The organism is Pseudoalteromonas sp. BSi20480 (genome assembly GCF_000241365.1).
GTDB lineage: Bacteria > Pseudomonadota > Gammaproteobacteria > Enterobacterales > Alteromonadaceae > Pseudoalteromonas > Pseudoalteromonas marina.
The window spans coordinates 16,376-42,654 of the sequence record NZ_BADX01000157.1 but is presented as its reverse complement, the minus strand read 5'-3'; the positions used below and the strand labels follow the sequence as shown (position 1 = coordinate 42,654).

Sequence of the window (26,279 nt, the reverse complement as noted above, 5' to 3'; positions counted from 1 at the left end):
AGCACTGGGGTTATAACCTTAGATAACTTGGAGCGGCACACGAGGCTCGAACTCGTGACCTCGACCTTGGCAAGGTCGCGCTCTACCAACTGAGCTAGTGCCGCATTTCGTTATCTTGGGGGCTATGCCCTCTCAACACGGACGCATTCTACAGAGATTATTAAACGCGTCAATACAAAAAATGCTAGTTTTGAACTGTTTGCTTGTTTTTTATCTAAAACGGTGCGTTATTATACATTTACAGTTAATTTTTGGTCAATTCACTCCATGCAGCGTTCAAATATTGCAGCATAGAACTCAGGGTCAAAAAGGTTGCTATATAGAGTAGCCCAAAACTTAAATAATTCATCCAGGTGTCATATTGCCAAATCAAACCAATGATGGCTAACATTTGCGCAGCAGTTTTAATTTTCCCCATATTAGATACAGCCACGTTACCACGCTTGCCCTGCTCAGCCATCCATTCCCTTAATGCTGATATAACTATTTCTCGACTAATAATAATAAGCGCAGGAATAGTCATATACATTGACTGATATTGATCAGAGAGAGCAACAAGTGCAGCACACACCATTACCTTGTCTGCAACAGGATCTAAAAAGGCTCCAAATGGCGTTGATTGTTCTAATTTTCTTGCAAGGTAGCCATCAAGTATATCGGTAATTGATGCAAGCCAAAAAATAAAAGCGGCAGCAAAAAAAGCCCAGCTATAAGGCAAATAAAATATCACCAAAAAAATGGGGATAAGAAAAAGTCTAAATGTTGTGAGTGTGTTTGGAATATTCCACATAACTACTTGGATATGTCTTTTCTTTTATATTCGCATGAAGGGCTAGCCCTTGTCATGTAAATGGTTAAATATCTTCTCAGCCATATCAGGGCTGATCCCGGGAACTTTCTTTAATTGTTCTATATTAGCAGCTTTTACCCCCTGCATGCCCCCTAAATATTTTAATAATGTTTGGCGACGTTTAGAACCTACTCCATTAATTTCTTCCAACAATGATTGTGTTCGCTGTTTTTGGCGCTTATTACGATGCCCAGCTATTGCAAAACGGTGAGATTCATCTCGTATATGTTGTATTAGGTGAAGTGCAGGCGCATCAGAATCCATCGGAATTGTTTTACGCCCCCCATCTATGAGTAATGTTTCTAGGCCAGGTTTACGGCTCGTCCCTTTTGCAACCCCAACTAGCAGAGGCATTTTAGAATGAGACCAATTAGAAAAATATTGCTCTGCACGCCCTAACTGTCCTTTACCGCCATCTATAAATATTACATCTGGGATTTTGTCTTCATCCACTAATTTGTTGTAACGCTTATTTAAAGCAAACTCCATGGCTGCATAATCATCACCACCGGTTATACCGGTTACATTATAGCGCCTGTATTCTTTTGTATTTGGGCCTTGTGAATCGAAAACAACGCAACTTGCTACCGTGTTTTCTCCCATAGTATGGCTTATATCAAAACATTCCATTCGCGCTATATCATCTAGGCGTAATGTTGCTTTTAATTGGGCATAGCGTTTATTAATAGAGTCTTGTGTACTTTGTTTGACAGCAATACTGTTTAACGCATTTTTATTTGCTAGTTGAAGGTATTGCGCACGCTCTCCACGTGTAACCACTTTAAGCGCCACTTTACGATCGCTTATTTGCGTCAGTGCTTCGCTTAACGCACTGCTCTCTTCTATTTCAAACGGGAGTATAATTTCTTTAGCAATGCGTCCTGTTGCACCTGGTGCTAAATAATATTGACCTAAGAATGAAGTTAAAATTTCTTGCTCGCTTGAATCTTTTGGTACTTTTGGAAAGTACGTTTTACTGCCTAGTACTTTATGATCGCGAATCATTAATAAATGTATGCCGTTTAATCCATTTAAATGCGCAAAGCCCACCACATCCATTTCTGCAAAGTTACCCGAAATAGATTGTTGCTCCTGCATTTTACGCAGTAGCATTATTTGGTCACGTACTTTTGCGGCAAGCTCAAAGTTGAGCTCCGCACTGGCCGCTTCCATTTTTTTTATTAGTTCGGCAATGACTTCATCCGATTTACCCGTCAGAAATTTGCGAACATAGTCAACTTGTTCACTGTAGTCTTGCTCGGTAACTTTGTTAACGCATGGCGCAGAGCAACGCTTGAGCTGATACTGCAAACAAGGGCGACTTCGGGCACGATAATAAGCATCTTCGCATTGACGAACGGGAAATATTTTTTGCATTAAACGCAAACTTTCCGAGACAGCGCCTGCACTCGGAAATGGACCAAAATACTCACCTTTTATTTTTCGGCTCCCTCTATGGAACGCTAACCGCGGATGCTTATGGTTCGTTAATAAAATATAGGGGTAAGACTTATCATCTCGCAGTAGAATATTATAACGAGGCTGATATTTTTTTATGAGGTTATTTTCGAGCAGTAGCGCTTCGGTTTCGGTGTTGGTCAGTGTGACTTCAATATCATTAATGTTACTGACTAAAACACGGGTTTTGCTGTCGGTAATGTTGGATCTAAAGTAACTGCTTACGCGTTTTTTTAATTGTTTAGCTTTACCAACATAAATAACTTGGTTGTCACTATCAAGCATGCGGTAAACACCGGGCTCGCTTGATAGCGTTTTTAAAAAATGTACGTGATCAAATTCAGACATATAAAAGGGTTAGTACGACACGTCTATGTCAATCATCTTATGACGAATAGCTAAATGTGTAAGTTCAACATCGCCACCTACATTTAATTTTTCAAACATACGGTAACGATAGCTATTAACTGTTTTAGAACTGAGGTTTAAGCGCTCTGCAATATCTTGTGCTTTTTCACCTTTGGTGATCATAAGCATTATTTGAAGTTCGCGTTCTGATAAACTCTGGAACGGATTTTCGTCTGTGCGACCAGTAACCTGTGCCAGTGCTATTTGTTGTGCAATTTCAGGCGCAATGTAGCGTTGACCGGCGTGGACTGAACGAATGGCACGAACCATTTCATCAGAGCCAGCTCCTTTGGTAAGAAAGCCATGAGCACCAATTTGCATTACTTTAGACGGAAATGGGTCTTCGCAATTAACAGTAAGAACGATAATTTTTACATCTGGGCAATAGCGACAAATCTTTTTAGTTGCCTCTAATCCCCCCATGCCAGGCATATTCATATCCATAAGTACAATATTAGGTGTGTGCTGTCGGCAAAACTGAACAGCGGCTTCACCGTCTTTTGCTTCACCTACAACTTTAAACCCACGCACATCATCTAATATGCGTCTGATCCCAGTTCGTACTAGTTCATGATCATCAACTAAAAGTACATTAATCAATGCAATACCCTCATTAACTCAACTACACACGTCTAAATAATTTAATTTGTCACATTAACACAGTTAAAGCGAAACAATAACTAATATTATCGCTCTCACTCAGGCACGTTAACTAAAGTTAAAACTACTGAAATCAATGTACCCAGCGATTTAAGAGGCTGACTTTTCACTAAAACGGTCAACCCATAATGCAATAATACCATCACCGGTAACATTACATGCCGTACCAAAGCTGTCTTGTGCTAAGTACAGTGCAATCATTAATGCCACAGCTCCTTCATTAAAGCCAAGCATGCTTGTCAGTAAGCCAAGCGCCGACATTACCGCACCACCCGGTGCGCCTGGCGCTGCAATCATCACAACACCGAGCATAAATATAAATGGCAACATACCTATTAACGATGGCACTTCCATCCCGGGTGATAAAAACATAACAGCCATGGCACACGTAACAATCGTAATTGTTGAACCCGACAAATGAATGGTGGCACATAAAGGTACTGTAAAGTTTGCTACGTCTTCTTTCACATTATTTGCTTTACTTGATTGCAACGACACAGGAATAGTTGCTGCACTCGACATAGTACCTAATGCAGTAAAATAAGCCGGTAGCATATTTTTAACTAACTCAAGTGGATTACGCTTCAATAAAATGCCTGTTGCAATATACAGAACACTTAACCATAACCAATGCATTACAAGGGCTGCAATAAGCACCACGCCAAATGTTTGTAGAGTATCAACCACTGTGCCTGCTACAGTCATTTCAGCAAATACACCGGCAATATAAAACGGTAATGCAGGAATAATCACTTTTGACAATAACGCATCTATTACATCACGCCCCTGATCCGATACTTTTTTTAGTGTGTCTAATTCAAGCTGGCTCATACCAATACCAAATATGAAAGCCGTAGCAAGCGCAGTCATCACCCCCATTAATGGTGGGATTTCTATATCAATAAGACTGCCTATTTCCGTGGCTACTTCAGCTTCGAATGTAATACCCCCACTTAAAAATGGGATAACAGCACTGACTAATAAAAAAGCAAGCGTGCCGGCAATGACGGTAGAGCTATATGCAAATCCAACCGTTTTACCAAGTAAGTGGCCAGAACCTTTAGGAAGCCCTGCAATACCAGAAGCAATAAAAAACAGAATAATAAGAGGAATAGTGAAGGAAATAATTTGACCAATTAACTCTTTAACCGTAAATAAGAGTTCAACACCTGTCAAAGGCACATAAAAGCCTACCAATATACCAGCCACAATGCCGGCAATTAACTTTAAAATTAACTTCATTTTTATTACTCAATTATTGTTAGATAAACGTTTTTATCATGTTTTGGTTAGCTTGTGTCATAAAACCGCTGAACTAAAGTTTGTTTGCATAAATAATCATCAATAAAAAGTGCATTTGACCTCGGTAAAGTATCGTATTCAAAAATCAGTCAATTTATTAGCCGTTAGGCCGCATGGGTGTCTGCGCCTATTTAAATATTTAAGCGTCTCTTTAGTTTATTTATAGGTAAAAAGCCGACATTACAAACAAAAGCGTCTTATCATTAAATTTAATGTGCGCACCTAATAACAAAAGGCACAGCTAATATAGATTTTTATTTCACTTAGTTATAAGCTCAATAGATATATCTTATAGCCAAACTTTACTTTTATTTTTTAAACTCTCAGTAAAGTGTCAACATATAGTTAGTAGCAAAGGCTATTAGCACGTTGATCAGATTGTATCCAAAGGAACATTATGTCTACTATTTTTGAAGATAACTCACTTAGTATCGGTAATACACCACTGGTAAAACTTAAACGTGTTACAGGTGGGAATGTATTCGCTAAAGTGGAAGCGCGTAACCCAAGCTTTAGTATTAAATGCCGCATTGGTGCATCGATGATTTGGGAGGCTGAAAAAGCAGGTCAGCTAACTGAGGGTAAAGAACTTATCGAGCCTACATCTGGTAATACAGGTATTGCATTGGCCTTCGTTGCCGCAGCACGTGGTTATAAACTGACGCTTACTATGCCTAACACTATGAGCTTAGAGCGTCGTAAACTTCTAAAAGCGTTGGGTGCTAACCTTGTGCTTACAGACGGTGCTAAAGGTATGAATGGTGCAATCCAAAAAGCAAAAGAGATTCAAGCCACCGATCCTGAAAAGTATATCTTGCTACAGCAGTTTGAGAATCCAGCAAACCCAAAAATACACTTTGAGACTACAGGCCCAGAAATTTTTGACGCTCTTGACGGAAAAGTGGATTACTTTGTAGCAGGCGTAGGTACTGGCGGGACTATAACAGGTGTTAGTCGTTACCTTAAAACAGAAAAAGGTTTAAATGTTAAGTCTATTGCAGTTGAGCCAACTAATTCGCCAGTGATCAGCCAAACACTTGCCGGTGAAGAAGTTAAACCAGGGCCACATAAAATCCAAGGTATTGGCGCAGGATTTATCCCTGGAAACCTAGACATGAGCCTAATAGATGCTGCAGAGCAAGTATCTAACGAAGATGCAATTGCAATGGCACATGAACTAATGAAAAAAGAAGGTATACTAGTGGGTATTTCATCGGGCGCTGCTGTAGTGGCAGCAAAACGTATTGCTGAAAAACCAGAAAATGCCGACAAAAATATTGTTGTTATTTTACCAAGTGCCACTGAACGTTACTTATCAAGCCCACTATTTGATGAGGAATTTAGTGACCAAGAGCTTGTTCAATAATCATAGCTAACCTTTTTTTGAAAGGATGCCTAGGCATCCTTTTTTATTATTTACTCTGCAATATCTTTTTATTTACCTTCCATGTCTTTACATATTAGCTAATTCACCACACACTTAAATAAAACTAACTAACAAAAATTAACATGAAAAAAATAACCTATTTAGTCAGCCTTATTCTGTGTTTGTTTTTAGTTGCCTGTAGCGATGATGTAAAAAAACTTGGTGATTCACCCGGAGACACTGCAACAGCCTATTTTGATGCCTTGTACAATCAGCAAGACCTTCAAAAAGCAACAACCATGGCAACACCCAACCTTACGCGAATCATGAAGTCGTACGGTACAGCTAAACAATTTACTCGTAACTTAGTTAATATGCAGTACGATGAGGTTATTATTGAAGTCGATATGACCAATATGAGTGTACGCGAACAGTATGGTGACAATGCTAAAATAAATCTTATTTTCACCGGTTATTTAAATGGTAACAAAATAGATGACATGCGTAGCGTAAAAATGCTACGTAAAAAAGGTAAATGGTATATCGACAAAATAGTTGCTGACCCATACGCACGCTAATCATTATATTGAAAAAAGGCCTTACACTTGTAAGGCCTTTTTTATTTACAGTTCAAATAATTAGCTACAACTCGCCTTGCTGAAAGTTATCAACCGCTATTGCTTGTTTACGTAGCTTATTGGCATGGTGCATAGCATCGGCATCGGTTTGCGTTACTAAATCATTGTCTAATGCAAAGTTAATCGCACCTTCAATATCGAGCGTTGCAGGAATATTACCCTTGCGCTGCCATTGTTTTAAATCTTTGAATTGAGCCTGCATATCGTGCATAGCTAAAAATGCATTTTCCATTACCCCTGTACCTGCGTTTTCATCTACATAACACAAATGAGTTAAGCGATTTCTAAACACACCTGGTTGTGTCATATGCTCGCAAATACGTTGTGCAATTTCATCGCTTGGTTTTTCGTAATGATTGCCAATTGGAAATACAATACGCTTAAGCACAAAATTAATAATCGGGTTTGAGAAATTTTTGAAAAAGCCATCAAACGCTTGGCCAATTTCAAATAACGATGTTTCTATCGCATATTTAACAAAAGGTAAGTCTGCTTGTTGACGACCTTCGTCTTCGTAGCGTTTTAAAACAGTAGAAGCTAAATACAACTGGCTCAATACGTCGCCTAATCGGGCAGATATCATCTCTTTGCGTTTGAGCTCACCACCTAACATTAACATGGCTACGTCGGTACAAATAGCTAAGCCTCTGCTCATTCTGCTTAGGTGCTTGTAATAAACTGCTGTTTCGCCGCCAACAGGCGCTTTTGCAAAGTAACTACGTGTTAAACCATGTATAAATGCCATGCTGGCATTACTTACAGCAAATAATATATGGTTCATTAATAAACCATCAAATTGATTCAGAGCAGCATCGTCGTCTTCAAGTGCAGCGGCCTCCATTTCTTTTAGAACAAAGGGGTGACAACGGGTCGCACCTTGGCCAAATATCATTAAATTTCGAGTTAAAATATTTGCGCCTTCTACCGTAATAGACACCGGTATTCCCATATAACCATGTGCCAAATAGTTATTTGGTCCCACCTGAATGCCTTTGCCTGAATGAATATCCATCGCATCATTCATGACTGTACGACCCATTTCCGTCATATGGTATTTGGCAATAGCGGTGACAACCGAAGGGCTAAGTTTTAAATCGATTGCGCCAGCCGTCATTAATCGACATGACTCTAGCGTGTAAGTTAAGCCACCAATGCGAGCAAGCGCTTCTTGCACACCTTCAAATTGCCCAATAGACACACCAAATTGCTGGCGAACTACGGCATATGCTGAAGTCATTTTAGCCGCTAGGTGACCGGTTGCAGCACTTAAAGCCGGCAGCGAAATACCACGCCCTGCACTTAAACACTCCACCAGCATGCGCCAGCCACGCCCCGCACACTCTTGCCCACCGATAATCCAGTCAAGCGGAATAAACACATCTTCACCATAGGTTGTACCGTTCATAAATGCCATATTGAGTGGGTAATGGCGCTCACCTGTTTTAACTCCTGGGTGATCGGTTGGAATAAGTGCGCACGTAATACCAAGCTCTTTTTCGTCTCCTAATAAACCATCGGGGTCATACATTTTAAAAGCAAGGCCTAATACTGTGGCAACGGGTGCAAGGGTAATGTAACGTTTTGACCAGTTTAAACGTAGGCCAATTACTTCTTCACCGTTGTGCTCTCCTTTACATACAACACCAGAGTCTGGAATGCTACCGGCATCAGAGCCTGCTTCTGGGCCTGTAAGTGCAAAGCATGGAACATCTTCACCATTGGCAAGCGTTGGTAACCAGCGGTCTTGTTGCTCTTTAGTACCGTAATGCAGCAATAGCTCACCTGGCCCTAAACTATTTGGCACCATTACGGTAACCGCCGCAGTTAAACTCTTAGTCGAAATTTTTGAAACAATGGTTGAATTAGCAATCGCCGAAAACTCTCGCCCACCAAACTTTTCAGGAATGATTAATGCAAAAAAACCTTCTTTTTTAAGTAATCCCACACTTCTTTTGGCAAGTCTTTGTCTTTTTGCACTATTTGGTAATCATCTAGCATCGCCATTAGGGTCTCAACCTGATTAGCCATAAATGCGTTTTCTTTTTCACTCAATTCTGGCTTTGGAAAATTGTGTAATTTTTTCCAATCAGGGTTACCACTAAATAGTTCTCCATCCCACCAAACATCGCCTGCTTCCATAGCCTCTCGCTCTGTTTGCGAAAGCGGTGGAAGTACTTTTTTAAACATTTTAAACGTGGGTCTACTGATCAGGTTTAAGCGGATATCTTTAACAGCAAAAATAACCACCATAACAACCAGTAAAATGATAAATACCGACATGCCTACATTCCTTTAACATTAGAAATTAATAACCTAAGTATGACCCATCTTAGTTTAAATACAATCATTGCAAATACGCTGTCTACTAAGCCTGTAAATTAGGGAATAAAGAATAAACTAGTCTGTAATTATTAATTTTGATATGGGTAAAGCAACTAAAAAATAAAACGTATAAGCCTTATCAATACAAAAGCCCGCTGCATGAGCGGGCTTATATTTTAATTAAGCTGAAAACTTAAATTGCGTTATTCATTAAAACTGAAAACGCATGTTTGCAAAGTAAGCATCATTATCAGAGTCATCGGCATTATTCTCGTAACCTACTTTAAGGCCAATATTTTTGTTAATAAAGTGCTGAGCACCAAAGCTGTAGGTATCTTGTTTATCGTAGCTTGCAAATACAGAAGTCGCTTTTGAGAAGTAGTAATTCGTTTCTGCCACCCATTGGTTTTCAGCATCATCAATACTTTCGTATTTACCTTCAAATGTTAAGTAGTTACCTTGCTGTAAATCAATAAAGTATTTAGCAGCAACGGCGCGGTAGTCAAAATCATCATCCGCAGTAACAGTTACACCAACGTAATCGGTACTGTTAAGCATATGGTTATACGCTAAATCGAATAAAGCGAAGTCTTCGCCATCTTTATTTTCAACTAGCGTCACTTTTGCAAGCAAATCTGGGTTAAAAAAGTAACCGCCTGAAATTGTATATGCTTCGTTATGATTGCCAACATCAAGGTTTGTGTATGATGCACCAATAACAAATTCATTAATAAAGTACTCACCACCAACTAACGTTGTATCGCTAAAGTCATCATCAGCGTATGCGCCGTAAATGTTGCTTTGTTTATTAATGTATTCAAATTGGTCGTACGGGCCTAATGTTTTTTTAGGTGATAGGTAATAAATAGAATCTACAGCAACGGTATCGTTATTGTCGCTGTCTTTGTAACTTAAGTTACTGATTGAGTTATAGCTGTCTGCAGCAGCCGCAGTGCTAGATAATAAAATGCTTGAAATAATAACTGCTAATTTTTTCATTGTAAGACTTCCCTATGTACATTGCGTTTTATGCTTTAGCTAAATTACTAAAGTGGGCACATGCTAACGCCGGGAAACTGAATGAAAACTTAATTAAACTATTGTATTTGTTGAGTTAATTGTAAGGAGGTGTAAGAAACTGTAAAATTAAAGTAGTTGCAACATTTAGTCAACAACTACTTAAAGTATATGTATGATTATAGAGCGTGTTGGCTAATTACTCTATAAACTTCATTAATGTTATCGCCTGCTTTAAACTCTTTTGTAAGTGGCGTTGGGTCAGAGCCAATCCAAATTTTAAGTTCAGCATCCAAATCAAAGTGCCCTGCACTCTCTTTGCTAAACTTGGTAATTTTAGAGTAAGCAATACTCACCATTTCCATTTTAGAACCAGTTACACCTTGCTTATCAATTAAAATTAAGCGCTTATTAGTAAAAATGAACATATCGCGAATAACTTTATAGGCTTTTTCGACGTGCTCACCCTCAATTAATGTATTAGCGAGTACTTTTTCTAAATCAGAATCATCAACTTCGCTTGCGTTACCCATTAATCCGCTTAATAAACCCATTATACTTTCTCCTGTTTAAAAATTTGATTTTCTAATGTATGGCCATTAACCAATTGCCTGTATTGCCAATTATGTTGGTGGCAAAACTGTAATAGTGCAATATCAAGTGCCTGCTCAGATTGTGTGTATTCAATAACATACTCTTTGTGTTGGCTCATATAAACAGAGCTTACACCATTGAGTAACTGTAACTGTTGCTCAACGTTTTCATACATCTCGTTTAGCATTAATGTGTAAAAGTGTTTGTCGGTTTGATTTACTTTTGTTTGGTGCTCACTCAATACGCCTTTATCTAAATGCAGCACTTGGGAACATAATCGCTCAAGCTCAGTTAAATCGTGCGAGCTTAAAATAAAGGTTGCTTCAGAGCTCAACGTTGACACCAACTCACGTACTTCTCTGGCATGAATAGGGTCAAGTCCTGCAGTTGCCTCATCTAGCATAACAATTTGCGGCGAACCAATAAGAGCCTGCGCTATGGTTACACGTTTGCGCATACCATGAGATAAATCACCTGCACGGTTTTTAGCAATTTCACGCAGCCCAACCAAATCAAGCACGCGCAATGCTTCTGTTTGACTTTGCTTGGTACTCATACCTTGTAATTTGGCGTAAAAAGCAAGTTGTTTATCTATATTAAAACGCGGATCGAGCTGCGCATCTTGTGGTAAAGCACTGACCTTATTAAATAATGCGGCACTGCCGGGTTTATGGCCGAGTATTTCAAGCTCACCATTGCTGGGCGCTATATAGCCGCATAACAAACTAAATAATGTCGTTTTACCCGCACCATTTGGGCCAACTAGAGCAACAGGAGCACCTTGCTCAATTTTAAAGTTCACATTATTAAGCGCAAGTTTAGACCCATACGACTTACTTAAATTACGCCCTGTAATTAATGGATTCATAGTGAGCTCCTTGCAAAAATACGTTGAGCCACTGCCAGTAACACAGCTGTTTGTACAAGTGGTATTCCCACGGCACTTAATAATGGCAGGTTTTGACCGGCGAGTTGCTCTATTTGTACACCCGGGAATAAATAATCAAGCACGCTTAATGCAGGTATTTGCCATTGTAGTAAACCCACTACAATTCCACCCGCTGTAAAATATAAAATAGCGAGTACAATTGATAACCGCGATGAACGTGCAAAAGTATTAATTAAAGTCATTAACGCCACAAACGGTGCAAATGTAACTATAAGAATTGAAAATATCGACACAGCGCGGCCAACGCCACCTACCAACAAACTCGGATCGCGATACCCTAACACCGCTAATGTGGCCACAAGAGTAATTGCTACCAAACACGTTAATACCGCTAATTGCCCAATAAACCGGCCAAACAAAATTTCAAATCGGGTTGAACGCAATGATAAAAACCTAAGTGTACCGCGCTCTCTGTCACCCACTGTTTGGTCACTACAAATAAATAAACTAAATACAGGAAAACTGTACAAAGCAATTAACCAATACATAGCAAACTCGGCTTCAGGCCAATCAAGAAGTTTACTCAAGCCAATTGAGCCTGAAATATCGCGGGCTATTTGCTCAAAGTTTGGGGAGCTAATAATGCTCACAGCTTGCCCTATCGGGTAGCGCAAAATAATTAACCAAACAAGTGCAAACGCCGCAAGGGCTATAAGCCCACGTTTAGTTAAAAACATACGTACAAGCTCAAATCCCGCTATTTGCGTTAATCGCCCTACGTTTATTGGTAATGGTGTTGCCATTGACTATCCTTAATGACGTTGCTCATGCTTTAGTTCAAAGCCTAATATAACTACCCTAAGTGTAAACACCTTGAATTACCAGCAAAAAAAAGCCCACGAAGAGTGAGCTTTGTAACAAACCATTTAAATGTAACTAGCGCATAGTTATAAATGCAGCTTGTATACCTCAAGCGCTTGGGTTAAATCAGCTATTAAGTCATCGATATCTTCAAGGCCAATATGCAATCTAATAACCGGTCCTAGATCCCACCCGGTGGTTGAACGCAACCCTTTCATGGTTAAATTAGCGGTGACCAAGCTTTCAAAGCCTCCCCACGAAAAACCCATCTTAAAATGCTGAAGGCTATCTAAAAATGCATCTATCGCTTTTTGATTCCCTGTTTTCATAACAATTGAAAACAAGCCATTACTACCATCAAAATCGCGCTTAAAAAACGCATGGCCTGGGCAGGTTTCAAAGGCTGGATGGCGAATATGATCAACTAACTCATGCTGTTCAAGCCATTTTGCCACCTCTATCGCCGCCTTTTCATGCTGATTTAAACGCACGCTCATAGTGCGTAAACCGCGTAATGCTAAGTATGCATCGTCAGCACTTGTACACTGACCTAGTAAGTAAGAATGCTCGCGCAGCGTTGGCCAATATTTTTTATTAGCCACTGCAACCCCCATCATTACATCTGAATGGCCAACAATGTACTTTGTTGCCGCTTGAATACTAATATCGACGCCATGTTCTAGCGGACGGTAATGAAGACCGTTTCCATAGGTATTATCCAGCATGGTCATTACATTATGTTCTTTGGCTACGTTTACCATGGCAGGGACGTCTTGAATTTCCATCGTTATGGAGCCTGGCGATTCTAAAAATAACACCTTGGTATTTGGCTTAATATAATCTTTTATACTTGCACCAACTGTTGGCGGATAATAAGTAGTGGTAATACCTAGGCCTGCTAAAATTTTATCGCAAAAATCGCGAGTAGGCTCATACGCATTATCAACCATTAAAATATGGTCGCCACTTTTTAAAAACGACAATAGCGCTTGGCTAATTGCAGCAGCCCCGCACGGATAAAGTGCACACCCTTCACCGCCTTCTAAATCGGTAATTGCTTCTTGTAATGCAAAATGGGTGGTTGTGCCACGACGCCCATAAAAAAGGGTTTTATCGCCACGCTTCTTCGCCGCTTCTTTAAGTTCTGCAACCGAATCAAATACCACCGTTGATGCGCGCTGCACAACGGGGTTTACTACACCATGGGTGTAAGCTTTTTTGCGCCCAGATGACACAAGCTGAGTATTTTTATTACTGTTACTCGACATGGTTATTCCTTATGGATTAGTACGCCAATGTTCAATTAAATAGCGAGAAATAGAATCAGTACGAGGAAGTTTTAAATGATCTCCTTCGTCATGCCAATTACCAAAGTTTGCCAAATCTTCACGGCTAAACCACCTAGCATCATCAAGCTCATCTTTATCTACGTTAATTTGCTCAGACGTTGCCTTTGCAAAAAAGCCAAGCATGATAGATGAAGGAAATGGCCATGGCTGAGAGGCCACATAAGTTACGTCATCAACGTCAATCCCTGCCTCTTCTTTTACCTCACGGGCAACAGCTTGCTCTAAAGTTTCACCTGGGTCTACAAAGCCGGCTAATGACGAATACATTCCCGTGGGCCACATTGCTTGGCGGCCAAGCAAACATCGCTCAATGCCATCAGCAAACGTTTTAGTTACAACCATAATTACCGCAGGGTCAGTACGAGGAAAAGTAGGGTGTTTACAGCGCTCGTTTTCACATAAACGAGAATGTCCTGCTTCAACTAAGTGGTTTTTACTGCCACAACGCCCACAAAAACGATGCGTTGCATGCCAGTAACACAATCCGCGGGCAAGTGCAGCAATAGACCCCTCTTTTATATCAACAAGTGGGCCCTGTTTACGAATATCCATAAACTCTGCGCCACTTATTATGGGGGTAAGTGTTGTGTCATCAATAGTAGATACATCGAGGGCAAACACCCCCTGCTGTGTGGTTTTTAAGCCTAAAAATAGGGCATTGGTTAAGTTTAGCTGTGCAATTTTCTCGTACGGTAAAAACTTTATTTGAGGCGTATTTTTAATAAATAATGTCTCGTTGTTTTTTACCAAAAGCCACACGCTTTGCGACGACAATTGACCTTTTAGCCATATTGGGTCTTTTCGCACATTGGAGCATCTATCAAGCGGCATATCACTGTAGTTGAGCATGTAAATCCTTAATTACTCGTTATCGCTTAAAATTAACATAACCGACGAGCAAACCCAATTTATTACAGCAACAATAAAGCCTATATTAAACTATATAAGCTCTGTATTAAAAACTCTCATGTTGCAGGCACTTAGCCTCTTTTTTGTAAGCTTTAAAGTAATAAATTATCATCAATCAAATGAAACTGTTCTGCACTTTGTTTGAGTACTTCAGCGGTTAACTTATCTGCTCCATAAACATCACACGGCACATTATATTGATTTTTTAAATGAGCAAGTAACAGTGCAAAATCACCGTCGCCCGAGAGCAAAATTACTTTATCGAGATTTTTTCCATGCTCTAACATATCTATCGTTATGCCTACGTCCCAGTCGCCTTTAGCACTGCCATCTCGGCGCTGAATAAACGGCTTTAGTTTTACTTCAAACCCAATCGCTCTCAAAATATTTTGAAACTGATTTTGCTTTTCATCTCCACGATAAATAGCGTAAGCAAATGCACAATCTATTTCGTACTGCTCCTGAATAACTCGCCAAAAAGCATTGTAATCAAAGTTTTTACTATAGCTTTCTCTACACGTGTAATAAATGTTTTGTACGTCAACAAATATGCCTACACGTGGTTTAATGTTTTGCTGCGAGTTAAATGAAGTCATGTAATGCCCTAGTTAGAATAATAGCTATAGCGAAATAATTTAAACTCAGTGTACCTTGCTATTTGCTTTTAAGTAACCTAAATTAGTTACATAACGCTATGTAACCATTTTTGGTTACATTTTAAAAAGTAACTAATTTGGATTGTTATGATTGGTGTGATCAGCGGCGATATTATTAAATCGCAAACTATTCCTAAACAGCAATACGATGCCATGCTTTATGAGCTAGAGCAAAGTTTACGTTGTGTATCGGGCGAGAGTACACTTTGGAATATTTATCGAGGCGATTCTTTTCAATTACAAATTAATGACCCTGAGTATTTGTTTAAGCATGCCGTTTTAATTTATTTATATTTGAAGGTATCAGGGTACGAAGTCAGACAAAGTATGGCTATTGGGGAAATAGATAACCCGCGCAATGATATAAAAACAGCTACAGGTTCAGCATTTACTCTTTCGGGTCATGGCCTTGATAAAATAGCCAATCAACGGTTTTTATTTAATACGCCTCCTCAAAACATCCATGAAAGTTTAAACCTCAATTTAGCCTTTGCTGATGTACTCCTTACTAAAATAACACAAAAACAAGCCAATGCTTTGTACGCCTATTTAACCAGTACAGATAATAGCCATGCAGCTTTAGCAAAAGATCTTAAAACCAGCAGAGAAAACGTAACTAAGCTACTTAATTTAGCCCATTACCAACTTATCGAACGGTTTTTAGAGCATGCGAGCAACATCATAAAAAATATAAATCAAGGGAGAAGCTAATGGCTTTTTCGCTTTTACTCGTAGCCCTAATTATTGGCCATTTATTGGCTGATTTTTACTGGCAACCTATGAGCTGGGTTAACGACAGAAACTCCCGCCACTTCAAAGCAACTAAACTGTATTTTCATGTATTGGTCCATGGGGTCACTAGCGCAATAATTATTAGCGCTTGGGAATACACTTATGGCTGGCAACAAATTAGCAGTGTTGTAATAGCAACCGCCGTTATTATGCTTAGTCATTACGCAATTGATATAGCCAAATCTTACTCAAGCAAAGGTGTCGTGCCCTTTTTATTGGATCAACTTGCCCACATAGCCGTAATAATCTACTTAAGCGTATGGCTGAGCGATAATACACACTTTTTAGATACCCTATATTCACTTGTCACTAACCCAAATGTGCTGTGGGTTGTGTGCGGTTATTTAATTATTTTAAGCCCAAGTGCAGTATTTATTAGAATGATGCTAGAGCGTTTAACGGGTAACTTTAGCAGTAAAGGCAGCTTAGTACTTGCAGGGCAAAGTATTGGCATGTTGGAGCGCGTATTAATGCTGAGCTTTATTTTACTCGATCAATTTGCGGGGGTTGGATTTTTATTAGCGGCTAAGTCGGTCTTTAGGTTTGGCGATTTAAGCGCCAGTAAAGATAAAAAGCTCACCGAATACGTAATGTTAGGCACACTACTTAGCGTAAGTGTAACTTTGTTTGTAGGTTTAATAGTAAGGTATTTAATACATTAAAAAACGCGCTACCGTTTAAAGTAAGCGCGTTTTTATTAAAACTAACTAAACCTAATTAGTCATTATTATTTGGACGGCGACGGCGCTGACCGTTTCCGCCTACCGACTGACGCTTTGCCCAGGGATTTTGTGCGTTATCATCTTTTTTTAGCAGCAGGCTTTTTAGAGCCACCGCGACGAGGGCCAGTACCGTTGCCGCCATTATTTGGCTTTTTACTATTTGGCTTACTGCTATCAGATTTAGGCTTGTTAAAAGGTTGCTTTTTCTTTGGCTTTTTAGCAGGTAATGGGCGTGCGTCTAATGCGCGTTCTGCTACTGGGTTTACTGGTTCAAAGCCCTCTTCTTCAGCACGAGGAATAAGCTCACCAATAAAGCGTTCAATACCGTATAAATCGACTGCATCATCAATTGTAACAAACGAAATTGCATGGCCCGATGCACCCGCACGTCCTGTTCGGCCAATACGGTGAACATAATCTTCATACACATTTGGTAAGTCGTAGTTAACAACATGCGGAAGCTCAACAATATCAAGGCCACGTGCCACAATATCAGTGGCTACAAGTACACGTACTTCGCCACTTTTAAAACCATCTAACGCTTTTACACGTGCGCCTTGCGATTTATTACCATGAATAGCTGCGCCTACGATATCGTCGCGCTCAAGTTGTTTAACCAATCGGTTTGCACCGTGTTTAGTGCGGCTAAATACTAAAACTTGCTGCCAATCGTTACTACGAATTAAATGACTTAGTAAAGCTGTTTTACGGCCTTTATCTACCGCGTAAACGCTTTGCGTTACACTTTTAGCTGTGGTGTTTTTTGCAGCGACTGAAATTTCAACCGGATCGTTTATTAATCCTTTAGCTAACGCTCGAATATCATCTGAAAACGTAGCCGAAAACATGAGGTTTTGGCGCTTAGCAGGCATTTTAGCAATAAGGCGTTTAATGTCGTGAATAAACCCCATGTCGAGCATGCGGTCGGCTTCATCTAAAACGAGCACTTCTACGCTATCAAACTTAACGGCATTTTGATTATGTAAATCAATTAAACGCCCAGGTGTTGCCACTAAAATATCGACACCTTTACGAAGGCGCTGCATTTGCGGGTTAATTTTAACCCCACCATACACAACAAACGAACTCACGTTTGAATGCTTAGCGTACTCTTCAACGTTTTCGCTTACCTGAAGTGCAAGTTCACGTGTAGGCGCTAAAATAAGCGCACGTACATGGTTACTTTTCGCTTTTGGACCCGTAGATAAACGTTCGATAAGTGGAAGCGTAAAACCCGCTGTTTTACCTGTGCCAGTTTGTGCTGCCGCCATTACATCGCGACGCTCTATAATTGCAGGAATTGCTTGAGCCTGAATTGGCGTTGGCGTTTCATAGCCCTTTTCTAAAACCGCATTAACTAAAGACTGTGATAAACCTAGACCTTCAAAACTCATATAAACTCTCTTTTAAATAAGGCCAAAACGGCCAGTTGCGCGCATTATACCTGTCGTGGGCTAGAATGCATGCCATTATTTACTTTGCACTCAATTGAAGCCATATATTACTAAGCTTAAAACGCAAAAAACGGACTAAAAGCCGTTTTTTGTTAATGCTTAAAAACCTAGAAGTAAGGCTTAATTAAGCTCAGGTATTACTTAACACCTAGCTCGCGTAAACGTTCTTGCAAGTAGCTATCTGCGGTGTAACGCTCTGAAAGTACAACATCTGGGCGCGGGTGTAAAAACAGCGGTAATGAAATACGCGACTTAGTAGACGCTTTGCCTGTTGGATTAATAACTCGGTGAATAGTAGACGGGAAATAGCCGCCAGATGCTTCTTGCAGCATATCGCCAATGTTAATAATTAAGCTACCAAAATCACATGGTACATCTAACCAACCGCCGTCTGTCTTTTGAACTTGTAAGCCCGGCTCGTTTGACGCTGGTAATACAGTTAGTAAGTTGATGTCGCCATGTGCAGCTGCGCGAATTGCGCCTGGCTCTTCATCACCAGTCATTGGTGGGTAATGTAGAATACGTAGCAATGTTTGATCAGAGTCTGCAATCATGTCTTTTAGATCAATCGAAAACTTAGCACGCACATCGGCAGGCGCCTCAGCTTGAACCCAGCTTAAAAGTGTTGCAGCAAACTCGTTTGCTAAGCGGTAGTACTCACGTACATCAGCTTCAAGCTCAGCAGGTACACGCCCTTTTGGATAAACATGAAAGTACTCTTTTATGTCTTTAACGGTAAAGCCTTTAGCTACTTCAGACACTGAAGGCGGAAAGTAACCGTCTTGTGTTTCTTTAGAGTATAAAAAGTCGTGCTTTTGCTCTGAGTTAAAAAAGTCTTGCCAGTTTTTGTAAATAGACTCAACTAAAGACTGTGGAATTGGGTGGTTTTTTAAAACACCAAATCCAGTATTTCTTAACGATTCAACAAATTGTGCAGCCGCATCGGGAGCTTTATAATCAACAGTAGGTAATTGCATTGTACGTTCCAGTGAATAGGTTATTTGAAGTTAGGTACTTCAAGTACTTTTATGTATATAAAGTAGCAAGGACTTCATTATAGCGCCATGCGAGGATAGACAAACAGCCCCAAAAACATAAGGACATATGTCCGCAAAGCGCCCCCATCAAAGGGTGTATTGATCAAGATCAATAAATAAAAATGATTGAATTTGCACACATTGATGCATATGTATGGTCTAGTATTACAACGTATTTTATTTGTTCAAAAAGGCGACCCATGCGACAAAAAGTATCTTTTAAAAGTGGTAATTTAGAACTTGCCGGACAACTTGAACTCCCCGATGATGAAGTAAAATTTTATGCCCTCTTTGCCCATTGTTTTACCTGCGGTAAAGACATTGCAGCAGCAACACGTATTAGTCGTGCTTTAACAAAGCAAGGAATCGCTGTACTTCGTTTCGATTTTACCGGTCTAGGCAACAGCGATGGCGACTTTGCAAACAGTAACTTTTCATCAAATATTCAAGACTTAGTATCTGCTGCTGATCATTTGCGAGCGCACTTTAAAGCACCGCAATTACTCATTGGTCACAGTTTAGGGGGTGCCGCAGTGCTTGCTGCTGCACAATATATTCCTGAGGTGACAGCTATTACAACCATTGGCGCACCGTCAGATGCACAACATGTAGCACATAATTTTGAAGCCCATTTAGATGAAATAAACGCAGCTGGCGAAGCAAAAGTGAGTTTAGCTGGGCGTGAATTTACCATTAAAAAGCAATTTATCGACGATATAGCTAAATACGATAAAAGCCACATAAGTAAACTTAAACGCGCTTTATTAGTCATGCACTCACCGGTTGATACAACCGTAAACATTACTGAAGCTGAAAAAATTTACGCATCCGCTAAGCACCCAAAAAGCTTTATAAGTCTAGATAACGCCGATCATTTACTGACAAATAAAAACGATGCCGATTACGCAGCAACAATTATTGCACATTGGGCAAACCGCTACGTAAATTACGCATAAGGAAAACTTACCATTACGCGCTGCTAAAACGGCGCGTTAACCTGCTAATTTATAAACTTAGCAACTTCTTTACTCATTCTATCAACCAACCAGTTAGGACCACCATCATACATATCGTTATGGCGCGATTTTTCTATACGTAATTGAGTAACCGGAAACTCACTCAACTCTTTTTCGCTTAAAAGCACGCCGGCATCTGCCGGGTAATCACTACCTCTAAGGGTAAGTACACGAATATCTTTATTACGAGGCAGTAACATGCGGCGATGATCAAGCGTAATTAAATCACTGACTTCATCAGGATACAAGGCTGAAATATCTCCACCATTAGAATGACCAAATAAAGTGAGCTTTGAAAAATCATACTCTGTGTATTTGGCTGCTAATTCATTAACTAAAAATTTAAGGGTGACCACACCGCGGTGCCAGTTCTCCATGCGAGTTGCCATATAAGGTGGATGCACATTTAACATAGGATCTGTTTTTAATTCATGGCCCACTGCAATGGCTAAATAGCCTTGTTTGTTAAATTCATCACTGGCAAAAGTATAGCTATTGTGAGCCATACCATACCCTGCATTAATAAAGGCAACTGGGCATTTATTTTGTTTGCTGCATTTAACGTTATTTGTTGGCAACGAAATGCTAATTGGGATCTCACGATCACGGCTAATGTCTGTAATATATGTTTCGCTGGCATAGGAGCTTACACTTGTGAAAAGAAGTGTGAGGTAAAAAAGTGTTTTATGCATATTACTTAACGTATTGTTTATTATAATTAATGCGGGTTAGTTTAGGCGTTTTATACTATTAATGACAGCCTTAAAAGTAATAGTAGTCTGTGTGGTTATACCAAATTTATTTACATTTAAATTGCAGATTAAAAAATGTTGAAAAAGACTAACAGCCGCAAACACAAAATTGTGCGATAATAGAGGCAATTGTTCCAATATACTCAGTAAAAGATCCGATACATGAAATCATACAGCACCATTGAACAGCGCATTGAAATTCTAGAAGAAAAGTTAGCCTTAATTAATGATGAAATTAGCACATTAAAAACACCCGCTAAAAACAACAATGAACGGATTATATTTAAGTTTATTGAAACCGGCAGTACAGGTAAAACAAAGGACTTTGTTCGTGAATTAGGAATTAAATCACCGCGTGATGGACTGTTTTCATCGGGTGATGTTACTGCTTTAATTAAAAATGGCGCTGACGATATTTCACCTGCGTTACTAGCGATTGCTAGGCAACTAGCCAGTGCACGCAATAAAAATGGTCCTAGCCGGTAATTAAGCAACGCGTGTAATGTTAAGAAGCTTAGGCATCACCTTTGCTTCTTTATTTTAGTTAACCTTTATAATTAACCCTTTTATCTTCTCAATTATCAATGGCTGTAGTCGCCTCTCTCTGGCAAATCTTTTCTTAGCGCAAGCACTGCAATATAAATAAGCCCAAATAATGGAAATAATGCTAAGCAACCGCCTACAAAGGCTAAAACACCAGGGCTGGTGCTTTTTCGCTTACCTATTTTGTAGCTAATTACAGCAAAGACAGGGATACACAGCACAATAAGAAAAGCTAAAAATTCACCAAAGAAGGTTGCATTGATCGACATAATAATTCCTTTTTCATCAGTTTGGTTAAATTACAATCTGCGCTAAATTTAACCACAAAAAAACCCTTAAGCAAACAACTTAAGGGTTTTAAATTCAATGCTGTAAACTCAGCTTAAATTACTCTTCGCTGGCGGCTGCTTTCTCTACCACACTGATTGCCAGTTCAGTCAACGAATCACTATTCGCTTTACTTGGCGCGTCGGTTAATAGACAAGACGCTTGTGTAGTTTTAGGGAAAGCAATAACGTCACGAATGTTATCTGTTCCGCATAAAAGCATAACTAAACGGTCTAAACCAAATGCTAAACCTGCATGTGGCGGTGTACCGTATTTAAGGGCATCAAGTAAAAAGCCAAATTTATCTTGTTGCTCTTGTGCCTCAATACCTAAAATTCTAAATGCGGCTTCTTGCATATCTGCATTGTGAATACGTACCGAACCACCACCTACTTCGTAGCCGTTTAATACCATATCGTAGGCATCTGAAATAGCCGCTGCTGGGTTTGCTTCAAGCTCACTTGCACTAATATCTTTTGGTGCTGTGAACGGATGATGCACAGCGTGTAATGTACCTTCGTCATCTTCTTCAAACATTGGGAAGTCAACAACCCAAAGTGGTGCCCAGCTATCTAAATTAGTGATTTCTAAATCTACACCGATTTTAAGGCGTAGGGCACCCATAGCTTCATTTACTGTGTTGCGCTTATCAGCACCAAATAAAATGATATCGCCCGTTTGTGCATTAGTACGCTCGAGTAACTGTGTGATCACATCTTCGCTTAAGAATTTAGCGATTGGCGATTGCACGCCTTCAACGCCTGCATCACGGTCGTTTACTTTCATCCATGCTAAGCCTTTAGCACCATAAATACCAATAAACTTAGTGTAATCATCAAGTTGCTTACGCGAAAGCTTAGCGCCACCCGGTACTGTTAATACAGCAACACGGCCTTTTTCATCGTTTGCAGGGCCTGAGAATACTTTAAACTCAACATCTTTCACTAAATCAGCAACGTCTACTAATTTCATTGGGTTACGTAAGTCTGGCTTATCAGAACCATATAAGCTCATCGCCTCAGAATAAGGCATAATTGGGAAGTCGCCTAAGTCAACGTTTAGTAACGATTGCCACATTTCACGGATCATTTTTTCAGTCATACCACGTACTTGATCCGAACTCATAAACGAGGTTTCTAAATCTATTTGCGTAAATTCAGGCTGGCGATCGGCACGTAAATCCTCATCACGGAAACATTTAACAATTTGGTAGTAACGGTCAAAACCTGACATCATCAACAATTGTTTGAATAATTGTGGCGATTGCGGTAATGCGTAAAAGCTGCCTTTATGAACACGGCTTGGCACTAAGTAATCGCGCGCGCCTTCTGGCGTTGCTTTTGTAAGTACCGGTGTTTCAATGTCTAAAAAGCCATTTTCATCTAAAAAGCGACGAACAAAGCTGCTTGCTTTAGCGCGTAGTTTAATACGGTCGCTCATTTCAAGGCGGCGAAGGTCTAAATAGCGGTACTTTAAGCGGCGCTCTTCAGAGTTTGTTTGGTTAAAATCAAGCGGCAATGGCTCTGAACGGTTAATAATTGTAAGCTCGGTGCCTAAAATTTCTACTTCGCCAGTTGCCATGTCTTTATTTACTTGGCTTTCTGGGCGAGCACGTACAACCCCTTTTAACTGAACACAAAATTCTTGACGAAGCTTGTTCGCTGTATCCATTAGTCCTTCAACTTCTGGATCGAATACAACTTGTACTAAACCTTCTCTATCGCGTAAATCGACAAAGATAAGTCCACCAAGGTCACGTCGTTTGTTGATCCAGCCACATAGTTCAACTTCTTGATCTACGTGAGTTTTATTTAGCTGTCCGCAGTATATAGAGCGCATAGTTTTCCTGTCAGATAAAAGGCTTCAACGGTAAAAATTATTTGTTTTTATAGGCGCATAATTTAAAAAAGAGCCACCACACTTCAAATAAAGCCGTAAGCAATCTAAGAATATTCAAATTAAGCCCTGCATTATACCCAAGTAGGTTGAAGATGCTAGGCGTGTTTAGTGTGTTGGTGTTAATTTAAAGCAGGCACTGTTGGTATTTGCTACACTGGCGGCACGATGTAATTTATCAGCTATTTTTTATGTTATATATTGGATGCCCTCAGTGGTCTAGCACTGCATGGAAGGGCAATTTATTTTCAAGCCAATGTAAAAACGCCGACATGCTAAGCCAATACGCGCAGCATTTTAATTCGGTAGAAGGTAACACCAGTTTTTACGCCGACCCATCACCTAGTACTGCTTTGCGCTGGGCACAAAGCGTACCTGACGATTTTAAATTTACCTTTAAATTTCATCGTCGTTTTAGCCACGAGCTACAGCTGACCAATGTGCAAAAAGAACTTACCGATTGGCTAACTCTATTTGCCCCTTTGCTTGAAAAAACAGGGCAAATAATGCTGCAATTACCCAAAGCATTTGGCCCAAATGATTTATCCAAATTGGTACACTTTATTAGCTTACTGCCTAAAGAGCTTACCTATGGTGTAGAAGTACGCCATACTGAGTTTTTTAAAAAAGGTGAAGCCGAAATAGCGCTTAATCAGTTATTAATGGCAAACAACATAAATCGTATTTCAATGGATACGCGAGCGCTTTTTGCAGTAAAGCCAACCACCGAAGCGTTAATAGATGCGCAGCAAAAAAAGCCTCACTTGCCGGTGCATGCAATTGCCACGGGGTCAGAGCCTATAGCACGGTTTGTGATTGCAGATTTACAAAACGACTACCAAACCTTTTACAAGCCGTGGCTTAGTAAAGTAAAACAATGGCTTGATGAGGGTAAATCCCCTTACGTGTTTTTTCATACTGCTGATAATCGTGAGTCGCCATTACTTGCACGCCAATTTTGTAAAGATCTTGGGTATAACCATAGTGTACTCAATCCGTTTAGCGGCGAGAAAGAAGCGCAGCAACATGCCCTTTTTTAAAAATAAAACAAGAATATAGAGACATAAAAATGAGTGAATACGCCCGTTACTTTACAGGCTACCCTACAAATATTGTTGAGCAAGTATTAAGCCTAATTAGTAACAACAAGGTTTGTGACTACTTACTTAAAAAGTACCCGCAAGCGCACACCATAACCACCGATAAACTACTTTATAGCTACGCCACTGATTTAAAAAAACAGTATTTAAAAAACGCTCCACCATTTGGCCGTGCGGCGTTTAAAAAACAAGGCGATATGGTTACCAACGCATTGGGTACGCACACCTATCGTATGCAAGGCAAAACCCGTAAACACGATTTAGCCATAAACAGCGATTTATTGCGCGCCCCCGAGCCTTTATTAAAAGCGTTGGTTGTGCACGAACTCGCCCATTTTAAGGAAAAAGATCACAATAAAGGCTTTTATAAACTGTGCTGCCATATGGAGCCGCAATACCACCAGCTAGAGTTAGATTTAAGGATATTTTGTGTGGTGGTAGCGATGGGAGAGAACCCGTATACATGAGCGGTTAGCCGTTAGCCGTTAGCCTAAAATATAAATACAACTTAATCTATTATCAAAGTATTCATAAATAAAAACGCGATATTAAATCGCGTTTTTTGAATAACTTTTCAGCTTATAGCTATAAACTGTCAACTTTGGAGGTTACAGCCCTAGTTCAGCCATAAAGTCGTCATCTGCATCGTCTTGCGCGGGCTCTTTTTTTGCCTGCGCTTTCTCAGCTTTTTGCTTAGCTTCGTTTTCGATAATGTCGTCTGGGTCAATGGCTTCAATAATGTCAAAATCGTGTAGTTTAATAAACTCAGTTTTATCCATTGCCAGTTCTAGGTAAAAAATATTTTGATTGCGGGTAGTAAACGTTACGCGGCGTGCTTGCGGGCGATCCATTGTGGTATCAACCGAAATTTGCACTTGTTTATTAATTGCCATCATTTTTGGCTGATTTTGCGTAATAGAGGTATGAAGTTGTTCGCGAACCTTAGAAGTAAAGTCACCTACTATCTGGTTCATTAACTCGCCCATTACGTTTGAAACATCGTCTGACAAGTGACTGTGTGCAATTTCTTCTTCTGGCATACCCATGTTGCGCATGTAGTCGCCGTATATTTCCATTGCCGCTTGCGATGTGAAGTTGGTGACAACAAGCCCTGTAAATCCGCCATCAAATAATACAAAGCAACCAATATCTGGTCGCATGCAGGTGCGTGTTATTTTTTGCACCATGGCTGAGTAACTTATTTCGTTACCACTTGCTGATGAAAGTACCCCTGTCACTGAGTGACAAAGTGTTGCTAGTATATCGTCGGTGCTAATAACTTTACTTTTACTCATTTAACGTTCTCTTTTGTACTTATTATTCATAATTCTAGCCAACCTACTGAATTTATCACTGACTAT

Annotated in this window: 24 protein-coding genes, 1 tRNA gene and 2 pseudogenes; 8 read left to right on the top strand and 19 right to left on the bottom strand. The window is 39.9% G+C overall.

The genetic code is table 11. From position 1 onward, the window contains the following. Positions 1-28: 28 nt before the first annotated feature. The 5 genes from P20480_RS02840 to P20480_RS02860 all read right to left on the bottom strand — a co-directional run bounded on the left by P20480_RS02840 (position 29) and on the right by P20480_RS02860 (position 4,618). Positions 29-104: transfer RNA gene (locus P20480_RS02840), tRNA-Gly, on the bottom strand. A gap of 140 nt (positions 105-244) precedes the next feature. Further along, positions 245-790, bottom strand: a complete 546-nt coding sequence (pgsA, locus tag P20480_RS02845) for a CDP-diacylglycerol--glycerol-3-phosphate 3-phosphatidyltransferase (protein ID WP_006794013.1) — start codon at positions 788-790, stop codon at positions 245-247. 42 nt (positions 791-832) lie between these two features. Next, the gene (gene uvrC, locus P20480_RS02850) at positions 833-2,656 is read right to left on the bottom strand and encodes an excinuclease ABC subunit UvrC (RefSeq protein WP_008132243.1); all 1,824 of its coding nucleotides are present in this window, start codon (positions 2,654-2,656) and stop codon (positions 833-835) included. Positions 2,657-2,665: 9 nt separating this feature from the next. Beyond that, positions 2,666-3,316, bottom strand: a complete 651-nt coding sequence (gene uvrY / locus P20480_RS02855) for a UvrY/SirA/GacA family response regulator transcription factor (RefSeq protein WP_006794015.1) — start codon at positions 3,314-3,316, stop codon at positions 2,666-2,668. Positions 3,317-3,466: 150 nt separating this feature from the next. After that, positions 3,467-4,618, bottom strand: a complete 1,152-nt coding sequence (locus P20480_RS02860) for a dicarboxylate/amino acid:cation symporter (RefSeq protein ID WP_008132242.1) — start codon at positions 4,616-4,618, stop codon at positions 3,467-3,469. 457 nt (positions 4,619-5,075) lie between these two features. Here P20480_RS02860 and cysK point away from each other — a divergent pair, with 457 nt between their 5' ends. Beyond that, the gene (gene cysK / locus P20480_RS02865) at positions 5,076-6,044 is read left to right on the top strand and encodes a cysteine synthase A (protein WP_006794017.1); all 969 of its coding nucleotides are present in this window, start codon (positions 5,076-5,078) and stop codon (positions 6,042-6,044) included. 143 nt (positions 6,045-6,187) lie between these two features. After that, a complete protein-coding gene (locus tag P20480_RS02870; protein ID WP_008132238.1) occupies positions 6,188-6,622 on the top strand; it encodes a hypothetical protein in 435 nt (144 codons plus the stop codon). A 64-nt stretch (positions 6,623-6,686) separates the two neighbouring features. Here the strand turns inward: P20480_RS02870 and P20480_RS02875 are convergent. From P20480_RS02875 to P20480_RS02910, 8 genes and pseudogenes are all read right to left on the bottom strand, one after another. Beyond that, positions 6,687-8,962, bottom strand: a pseudogene (locus P20480_RS02875) (acyl-CoA dehydrogenase). 252 nt (positions 8,963-9,214) lie between these two features. Beyond that, positions 9,215-10,003, bottom strand: coding sequence for a putative porin (locus P20480_RS02880; RefSeq protein ID WP_008132234.1), 789 nt, complete (start codon positions 10,001-10,003; stop codon positions 9,215-9,217). Positions 10,004-10,200: 197 nt separating this feature from the next. After that, positions 10,201-10,575: a PH domain-containing protein gene (locus tag P20480_RS02885; protein ID WP_006794021.1), complete on the bottom strand. Its 375-nt coding sequence runs from the start codon at positions 10,573-10,575 to the stop codon at positions 10,201-10,203. Beyond that, complete coding sequence (locus P20480_RS02890) at positions 10,575-11,483, bottom strand: ABC transporter ATP-binding protein (protein WP_008132233.1); 909 nt, start codon at positions 11,481-11,483, stop codon at positions 10,575-10,577. The genes P20480_RS02885 and P20480_RS02890 overlap by 1 nt, the downstream gene beginning before the upstream one ends. Beyond that, positions 11,480-12,307: an ABC transporter permease subunit gene (locus P20480_RS02895; protein ID WP_008132232.1), complete on the bottom strand. Its 828-nt coding sequence runs from the start codon at positions 12,305-12,307 to the stop codon at positions 11,480-11,482. The genes P20480_RS02890 and P20480_RS02895 overlap by 4 nt, the downstream gene beginning before the upstream one ends. 144 nt (positions 12,308-12,451) lie before the next feature. Continuing rightward, entirely contained in the window at positions 12,452-13,633 is a 1,182-nt protein-coding gene (locus P20480_RS02900) for a cystathionine beta-lyase (protein ID WP_008132231.1), read from the bottom strand. Between the two features lie 9 nt (positions 13,634-13,642). Further along, positions 13,643-14,563: an NAD(+) diphosphatase gene (gene nudC / locus P20480_RS02905; protein WP_008132230.1), complete on the bottom strand. Its 921-nt coding sequence runs from the start codon at positions 14,561-14,563 to the stop codon at positions 13,643-13,645. Positions 14,564-14,715: 152 nt separating this feature from the next. Further along, positions 14,716-15,219: a LabA-like NYN domain-containing protein gene (locus P20480_RS02910; RefSeq protein ID WP_008132228.1), complete on the bottom strand. Its 504-nt coding sequence runs from the start codon at positions 15,217-15,219 to the stop codon at positions 14,716-14,718. A 147-nt stretch (positions 15,220-15,366) separates the two neighbouring features. On the opposite strand from P20480_RS02910, the gene P20480_RS02915 reads away from it, so the two are divergent. Both P20480_RS02915 and P20480_RS02920 read left to right on the top strand, forming a co-directional pair. After that, positions 15,367-15,990: a hypothetical protein gene (locus tag P20480_RS02915; RefSeq protein ID WP_008132226.1), complete on the top strand. Its 624-nt coding sequence runs from the start codon at positions 15,367-15,369 to the stop codon at positions 15,988-15,990. Further along, positions 15,990-16,733: a DUF3307 domain-containing protein gene (locus P20480_RS02920; protein WP_008132224.1), complete on the top strand. Its 744-nt coding sequence runs from the start codon at positions 15,990-15,992 to the stop codon at positions 16,731-16,733. The genes P20480_RS02915 and P20480_RS02920 overlap by 1 nt, the downstream gene beginning before the upstream one ends. A 137-nt stretch (positions 16,734-16,870) precedes the next feature. Here P20480_RS02920 and P20480_RS02925 read toward each other — a convergent pair whose 3' ends face one another. Further along, on the bottom strand, positions 16,871-18,187 hold the full coding sequence (locus tag P20480_RS02925; protein WP_008132220.1) for a DEAD/DEAH box helicase: 1,317 nt from the start codon (positions 18,185-18,187) through the stop codon (positions 16,871-16,873). Between the two features lie 197 nt (positions 18,188-18,384). Beyond that, positions 18,385-19,224 (bottom strand): isopenicillin N synthase family dioxygenase, encoded by an 840-nt coding sequence (locus P20480_RS02930; RefSeq protein WP_006794030.1) that lies wholly within the window; start codon positions 19,222-19,224, stop codon positions 18,385-18,387. Positions 19,225-19,484: 260 nt separating this feature from the next. Between P20480_RS02930 and P20480_RS02935 the strand changes: the two are divergent. After that, positions 19,485-20,234, top strand: a pseudogene (locus tag P20480_RS02935) (alpha/beta hydrolase family protein); the annotation flags it as partial. A gap of 50 nt (positions 20,235-20,284) precedes the next feature. On the opposite strand, the gene P20480_RS18715 reads toward P20480_RS02935, so the two are convergent. Beyond that, a complete protein-coding gene (locus P20480_RS18715; protein WP_033025816.1) occupies positions 20,285-20,992 on the bottom strand; it encodes an alpha/beta hydrolase in 708 nt (235 codons plus the stop codon). 222 nt (positions 20,993-21,214) lie between these two features. Between P20480_RS18715 and P20480_RS02940 the strand changes: the two genes are divergently transcribed. Further along, positions 21,215-21,538 (top strand): hypothetical protein, encoded by a 324-nt coding sequence (locus tag P20480_RS02940; RefSeq protein WP_006794033.1) that lies wholly within the window; start codon positions 21,215-21,217, stop codon positions 21,536-21,538. Positions 21,539-21,633: 95 nt separating this feature from the next. On the opposite strand, the gene P20480_RS02945 is transcribed toward P20480_RS02940, so the two are convergent. Continuing rightward, positions 21,634-21,864, bottom strand: a complete 231-nt coding sequence (locus P20480_RS02945; protein ID WP_008132212.1) for a hypothetical protein — start codon at positions 21,862-21,864, stop codon at positions 21,634-21,636. Between the two features lie 118 nt (positions 21,865-21,982). Continuing rightward, positions 21,983-23,761 (bottom strand): aspartate--tRNA ligase, encoded by a 1,779-nt coding sequence (aspS, locus tag P20480_RS02950; protein WP_008132210.1) that lies wholly within the window; start codon positions 23,759-23,761, stop codon positions 21,983-21,985. 248 nt (positions 23,762-24,009) lie between these two features. On the opposite strand from aspS, the gene P20480_RS02955 reads away from it, so the two are divergent. After that, positions 24,010-24,858 (top strand): DUF72 domain-containing protein, encoded by an 849-nt coding sequence (locus P20480_RS02955; protein WP_008132207.1) that lies wholly within the window; start codon positions 24,010-24,012, stop codon positions 24,856-24,858. Positions 24,859-24,887: 29 nt separating this feature from the next. Next, complete coding sequence (locus P20480_RS02960; RefSeq protein WP_008132206.1) at positions 24,888-25,385, top strand: M48 metallopeptidase family protein; 498 nt, start codon at positions 24,888-24,890, stop codon at positions 25,383-25,385. 141 nt (positions 25,386-25,526) lie between these two features. On the opposite strand, the gene P20480_RS02965 is transcribed toward P20480_RS02960, so the two are convergent. Beyond that, the gene (locus P20480_RS02965; protein WP_008132204.1) at positions 25,527-26,213 is read right to left on the bottom strand and encodes a DUF3334 family protein; all 687 of its coding nucleotides are present in this window, start codon (positions 26,211-26,213) and stop codon (positions 25,527-25,529) included. Positions 26,214-26,279: the final 66 nt, after the last annotated feature.

Coding starts and splice junctions, on each gene's coding strand:
- pgsA (WP_006794013.1), bottom strand. CDS start 790: ATGTGGAATATTCCAAACACACTCACAACATTTAGACTTTTTCTTATC.
- uvrC (WP_008132243.1), bottom strand. CDS start 2,656: ATGTCTGAATTTGATCACGTACATTTTTTAAAAACGCTATCAAGCGAG.
- P20480_RS02860 (WP_008132242.1), bottom strand. CDS start 4,618: ATGAAGTTAATTTTAAAGTTAATTGCCGGCATTGTGGCTGGTATATTG.
- cysK (WP_006794017.1), top strand. CDS start 5,076: ATGTCTACTATTTTTGAAGATAACTCACTTAGTATCGGTAATACACCA.
- P20480_RS02870 (WP_008132238.1), top strand. CDS start 6,188: ATGAAAAAAATAACCTATTTAGTCAGCCTTATTCTGTGTTTGTTTTTA.
- P20480_RS02880 (WP_008132234.1), bottom strand. CDS start 10,003: ATGAAAAAATTAGCAGTTATTATTTCAAGCATTTTATTATCTAGCACT.
- P20480_RS02885 (WP_006794021.1), bottom strand. CDS start 10,575: ATGGGTTTATTAAGCGGATTAATGGGTAACGCAAGCGAAGTTGATGAT.
- P20480_RS02890 (WP_008132233.1), bottom strand. CDS start 11,483: ATGAATCCATTAATTACAGGGCGTAATTTAAGTAAGTCGTATGGGTCT.
- P20480_RS02895 (WP_008132232.1), bottom strand. CDS start 12,307: ATGGCAACACCATTACCAATAAACGTAGGGCGATTAACGCAAATAGCG.
- P20480_RS02900 (WP_008132231.1), bottom strand. CDS start 13,633: ATGTCGAGTAACAGTAATAAAAATACTCAGCTTGTGTCATCTGGGCGC.
- nudC (WP_008132230.1), bottom strand. CDS start 14,563: ATGCTCAACTACAGTGATATGCCGCTTGATAGATGCTCCAATGTGCGA.
- P20480_RS02910 (WP_008132228.1), bottom strand. CDS start 15,219: ATGACTTCATTTAACTCGCAGCAAAACATTAAACCACGTGTAGGCATA.
- P20480_RS02915 (WP_008132226.1), top strand. CDS start 15,367: ATGATTGGTGTGATCAGCGGCGATATTATTAAATCGCAAACTATTCCT.
- P20480_RS02920 (WP_008132224.1), top strand. CDS start 15,990: ATGGCTTTTTCGCTTTTACTCGTAGCCCTAATTATTGGCCATTTATTG.
- P20480_RS02925 (WP_008132220.1), bottom strand. CDS start 18,187: ATGAGTTTTGAAGGTCTAGGTTTATCACAGTCTTTAGTTAATGCGGTT.
- P20480_RS02930 (WP_006794030.1), bottom strand. CDS start 19,224: ATGCAATTACCTACTGTTGATTATAAAGCTCCCGATGCGGCTGCACAA.
- P20480_RS18715 (WP_033025816.1), bottom strand. CDS start 20,992: ATGCATAAAACACTTTTTTACCTCACACTTCTTTTCACAAGTGTAAGC.
- P20480_RS02940 (WP_006794033.1), top strand. CDS start 21,215: ATGAAATCATACAGCACCATTGAACAGCGCATTGAAATTCTAGAAGAA.
- P20480_RS02945 (WP_008132212.1), bottom strand. CDS start 21,864: ATGTCGATCAATGCAACCTTCTTTGGTGAATTTTTAGCTTTTCTTATT.
- aspS (WP_008132210.1), bottom strand. CDS start 23,761: ATGCGCTCTATATACTGCGGACAGCTAAATAAAACTCACGTAGATCAA.
- P20480_RS02955 (WP_008132207.1), top strand. CDS start 24,010: ATGTTATATATTGGATGCCCTCAGTGGTCTAGCACTGCATGGAAGGGC.
- P20480_RS02960 (WP_008132206.1), top strand. CDS start 24,888: ATGAGTGAATACGCCCGTTACTTTACAGGCTACCCTACAAATATTGTT.
- P20480_RS02965 (WP_008132204.1), bottom strand. CDS start 26,213: ATGAGTAAAAGTAAAGTTATTAGCACCGACGATATACTAGCAACACTT.